This window comes from Trichloromonas sp., from assembly GCF_041583255.1.
Lineage (GTDB): Bacteria > Desulfobacterota > Desulfuromonadia > Desulfuromonadales > Trichloromonadaceae > Trichloromonas.
The window spans coordinates 1-3,934 of the sequence record NZ_JBFHGD010000262.1 but is presented as its reverse complement, the minus strand read 5'-3'; the positions used below and the strand labels follow the sequence as shown (position 1 = coordinate 3,934).

The following is a 3,934-nucleotide window of genomic DNA, read 5'->3' as shown; positions in this document are numbered from 1 at the left end:
CTAGAAGTTGTTAATTATTGCGATATGCTTTGTTTAGCTGAAATATCTTTAAAACCGCCGGGACTCGCCCCGGCAGGCGACCTACTTTTTGATAAACGTCAAAAAGTAGGCAAAAAACGTTTTCCACTAGCGTGGGGCATTGCTGTCGCGCATGGCAGCGGATCGATTACCTCCACAGCGAATGATACCGATAGAGTTTCATAGCACCTCCCCGTGCGCGAACGCGTGTCGAGGCGTCAGCGACAGTGCGAAGACAACCGATTCTGCAATTGCCTGTTATTGGGTAAAACCTTAAAAACTGGCTTGCCGGTTTTCGCCTTTCCGGTAGACCGGTGTTTGCTCAGCCCGGAAAACTGCTGAATTTACCACCGCCGGCGGCAGATGTGCTACGAAGTGCCGCCGCCGGCATCGGCACAACGGTGGTGCCAACCTCTGCCAACCGGCCTAGTGCTCCTCATGCCCCCGGCAGGGAGCCGTTTTTTGCTTACTTTTTGTCGGCTTTCACAAAAAGTAAGGCGTCTGGCGGGACGCGACCCGCCGGTTTTGACGTACCAAGCCAGGAAGGCACATCCGACTATGCCGACTCCTTCCACCAACAACCAGGGCACCGTCACCGCCATCCGCGGCGGGGTGGTGGACGTCCACTTCGACGGCGATCTGCCGCGGGTCAACAACCTGCTGCGCACCGGCGACGACAACGCCATCGTTATCGAAGTCGCCCTCCACCTCGACACCCGCCAGGTCCGCGGCATCGCCCTCACCCCGACCCAGGGCCTGGCCCGGGGCGCCGTGGTCGAAGACACCGGCGAGCCGCTGCGGGTGCCGGTGGGCAAGAACATCCTCGGCCGCGCCTTCAACGTCTTCGGCAACCCCATCGACCGCGGCGAAATCCCGACCGACATCGAACTGCGCACCGTCCACAGCAAGCCGGTCCCACTTGCCGAACGCTCGACCCGCTCGGAAATCTTCACCACCGGGATCAAGGCCATCGACGTGCTCGCTCCGCTGGAACGGGGCGGCAAGGCTGGCTTTTTCGGCGGCGCCGGGGTCGGCAAAACCGTGCTGATCACCGAACTGATCCACAATATGGTCGGCGCCCATCAGGGAGTTTCGATTTTCTGCGGCATCGGCGAACGCTGCCGCGAAGGGGAAGAACTCTACCGCGAGATGCGCGAGGCCGGGGTACTTGACAACACGGTGATGGTCTTCGGCCAGATGAACGAACCGCCGGGAGCGCGCTTTCGCACCGGACTGACTGCCCTGACCATGGCCGAATATTTCCGCGAGGACCTCGGCCAGGAAGTGCTGCTGCTGATCGACAACATCTTCCGTTTCATCCAGGCCGGCATGGAGATTTCCGGCCTGCTCGGACTGCTCCCGTCGCGGCTCGGCTATCAACCAACCCTCGCCTCTGAGCTGGCGGCCCTGCAAGAGCGCATTATCAACACCCGGCGCGGGGCGATCACCTCGATCCAGGCGGTCTATGTGCCGGCCGACGATTTTACCGACCCGGCGGCCGTCCACACCTTCTCGCATCTGTCGGCGACCATTGTCCTCTCCCGCCGACGGGCCAGCGAAGGGCTCTATCCGGCCATCGACCCGCTTGAATCCAATTCAAAAATGCTCTCGCCACAGGTGGTCGGCGAGCGCCACTATCGCATCGCCCGGCAGATCCGCCTTACCCTGGCCACCTACGAGGAGCTCAAAGACATCATCGCCATGCTCGGCATTGAAGAACTCTCCCGGGACGACCGCCGGACGGTCTTTCGCGCCCGCCGGCTGGAGCGCTTTCTGACCCAGCCGTTTTTCACCACCGAGCAGTTTACCGGCCAGGAAGGACGGAGCGTCTCGCTGGAACAGGCCCTGGCCGGCTGCGATCGGATTCTGGACGATGAGTTCAGCGAGACACCGGAGCAGGCGCTGTACATGATCGGCGCCATCGACGAGGTCAAACAGAAACCTGCCTCGGCAGCGCCGCCACCGAAACCGGAGGACGCAGCATGAAACTCAGGGTGCTGGTACCGGACGACATTATCTTCGACGACGAGGTGTACAGCCTGGTCGCCGAGGGGGAGGACGGTCATTTCGGTCTCAAGCCCCGCCATATCGACTTCGTCTCGGCACTGGTACCGGGACTCCTCTATTTCGCCCGAAGGCAGGATTCAGCGGCGGAATACCTGGCGGTCGACCGCGGCATCCTGGTCAAACAGGGGGAGACGGTCACCGTCTCGGTACGCAATGCGGTCGGCGGCGTCAGCCTTGAAGAACTGGTGGAGACGGTCAATTCCCGATTTCTCGAACTGGACGACCGGGAACGGGCGGTGCGCTCGGCGGTGGCCCGCCTCGAAGCCGGTTTTTTACGGAGGGTCATGGATCTGAAATGACAGAACCGAAGCAAGACCCCGAAAAACGCCCCGGAGCCTATCGGGATTTTCAGCAGCAGGTTGAGGCCAAGCAGCGCCGCAAGCTGCACAGCCAGCGGCAGGGGGAACACAAGGCCTGGTTCGGGCTGGGGATGTTCGGACTGGTCGGCTGGTCGGTGGCCATCCCCACCCTGCTGGCAATCGCCCTCGGCATCTGGCTCGACCGCACCGTGACCGGTCGCTACTCCTGGACCCTGCTGCTGCTCGCCGTCGGCATTGCCGCAGGCTGTCTCAATGCCTGGTTCTGGGTCAGCAAGGAGCGCGAGGCCATCGAGCGGCATCGCCATCAGCAGGAGGATCCGCATGAATAATGAAATCGCCTTGATCGCTGCCAGCTTCGCCCTCGGCGCCCTCGCCGGCACCCTTTATTTCGGCGGACTGTGGCTGACCCTCCGCCGCATCGCCGCGGCAAAGCGCCCCCAGTTGCGGCTGGCACTCAGCTTTATCCTGCGCATGAGCCTCTTGCTGGCACTTTTTTACAGTCTGACCGGCCAGGGCGCGATCGCCATGTTCGCCGCCATGGCCGGACTCCTCACCGCCCGCCAGTTGTGGTTGCTCGGCAAGGGGCGGATTCGACCGGCGCGGGGGTAGGCATGCACATCAGTCCCGACAGCATCCTGATCTGGCAGTGGCAGGCGTTTCAGCTCAACGCCACCCTGCTCTTTACCTGGCTGAACATGCTGCTGCTCACCGCCGGCGCCGCGACCGTCACCCGCCGCCTCGTTCACGGCGGCCAACTCGGGCGTGGACAGAATCTGCTCGAAGTGTTGGTCGGTGGCATCACCGGCGAACTGGAAGCCCTAGGGCTCAAACCGGCGAGCGAGTTCCTCCCCTTTATCGGCACCCTGTTCCTGTTCGTGCTGATCTCCAACCTGCTTTCGGTGGTCCCCGGCTACCAGGCCCCCACCGGGTCGCTCTCGACCACCACCGCCCTGGCCGCCTGCGTGCTGGTGGCGGTTCCCTGGTGGGGCATCCGCCGACAGGGGGTGCGCAACTATTTAAAACTCTATCTGCAACCGACGCCGCTGATGCTGCCGTTCAACCTCTTCGGTGAACTGTCGCGCACCCTGGCGTTGGCCGTGCGCCTGTTCGGCAACATCATGAGCGGCTCGATGATCGCCGCCATTTTGCTGACCGTCGCGCCGCTCTTCTTTCCGGTGGTGATGAACCTGCTCGGGCTGCTGATCGGGGTTATCCAGGCGTACATCTTTGCCATTCTGGCGGCGGTTTATATTGCGGCGGCGGTGCAGGTGCAGGGGGGAAATACAGGTTGAATGAAATGCAAAACCTTTTTAAAACCGTCGGGTCCCGGCCCGACAGCCGGGTTACTTTTCTTTAGCCGTAAAGAAAAGTAACCAAAAGAAACTCTCCACTGCGTGGGGCATGAGGATCTCTGGCGCGAATGGCGTTAGACACAATTACCATTGTTCCCAAAATACCGGCGGCGCTTCGTAGCACATCTGCCGCCAAAGTGGTGATTTCAGCAGTTTTCCAGGCTGAGCAAACACCGG

At 61.7% G+C, this 3,934-nt stretch carries 6 protein-coding genes; all 6 read left to right on the top strand.

What is annotated here, in order from left to right; all coding sequences use genetic code 11:
- On the top strand, positions 1–204 hold a 204-nt coding region (locus ABYV89_RS15185), incomplete at its 5' end, for a hypothetical protein (protein ID WP_432823779.1).
- A 372-nt stretch (positions 205–576) separates the two neighbouring features.
- Positions 577–2,004, top strand: coding sequence for a F0F1 ATP synthase subunit beta (gene atpD / locus ABYV89_RS15180; protein ID WP_432823778.1), 1,428 nt, complete (start codon positions 577–579; stop codon positions 2,002–2,004).
- Entirely contained in the window at positions 2,001–2,384 is a 384-nt protein-coding gene (locus tag ABYV89_RS15175) for a F0F1 ATP synthase subunit epsilon (protein ID WP_432823777.1), read from the top strand. Before atpD ends, ABYV89_RS15175 begins: the two co-directional genes overlap by 4 nt.
- Positions 2,381–2,734 (top strand): AtpZ/AtpI family protein, encoded by a 354-nt coding sequence (locus ABYV89_RS15170; protein WP_432823776.1) that lies wholly within the window; start codon positions 2,381–2,383, stop codon positions 2,732–2,734. The genes ABYV89_RS15175 and ABYV89_RS15170 overlap by 4 nt, the downstream gene beginning before the upstream one ends.
- Entirely contained in the window at positions 2,727–3,014 is a 288-nt protein-coding gene (locus tag ABYV89_RS15165; RefSeq protein WP_432823775.1) for an N-ATPase subunit AtpR, read from the top strand. The genes ABYV89_RS15170 and ABYV89_RS15165 overlap by 8 nt, the downstream gene beginning before the upstream one ends.
- Positions 3,015–3,016: 2 nt before the next feature.
- Positions 3,017–3,697: a F0F1 ATP synthase subunit A gene (locus ABYV89_RS15160; protein WP_432823774.1), complete on the top strand. Its 681-nt coding sequence runs from the start codon at positions 3,017–3,019 to the stop codon at positions 3,695–3,697.
- Positions 3,698–3,934: the final 237 nt, after the last annotated feature.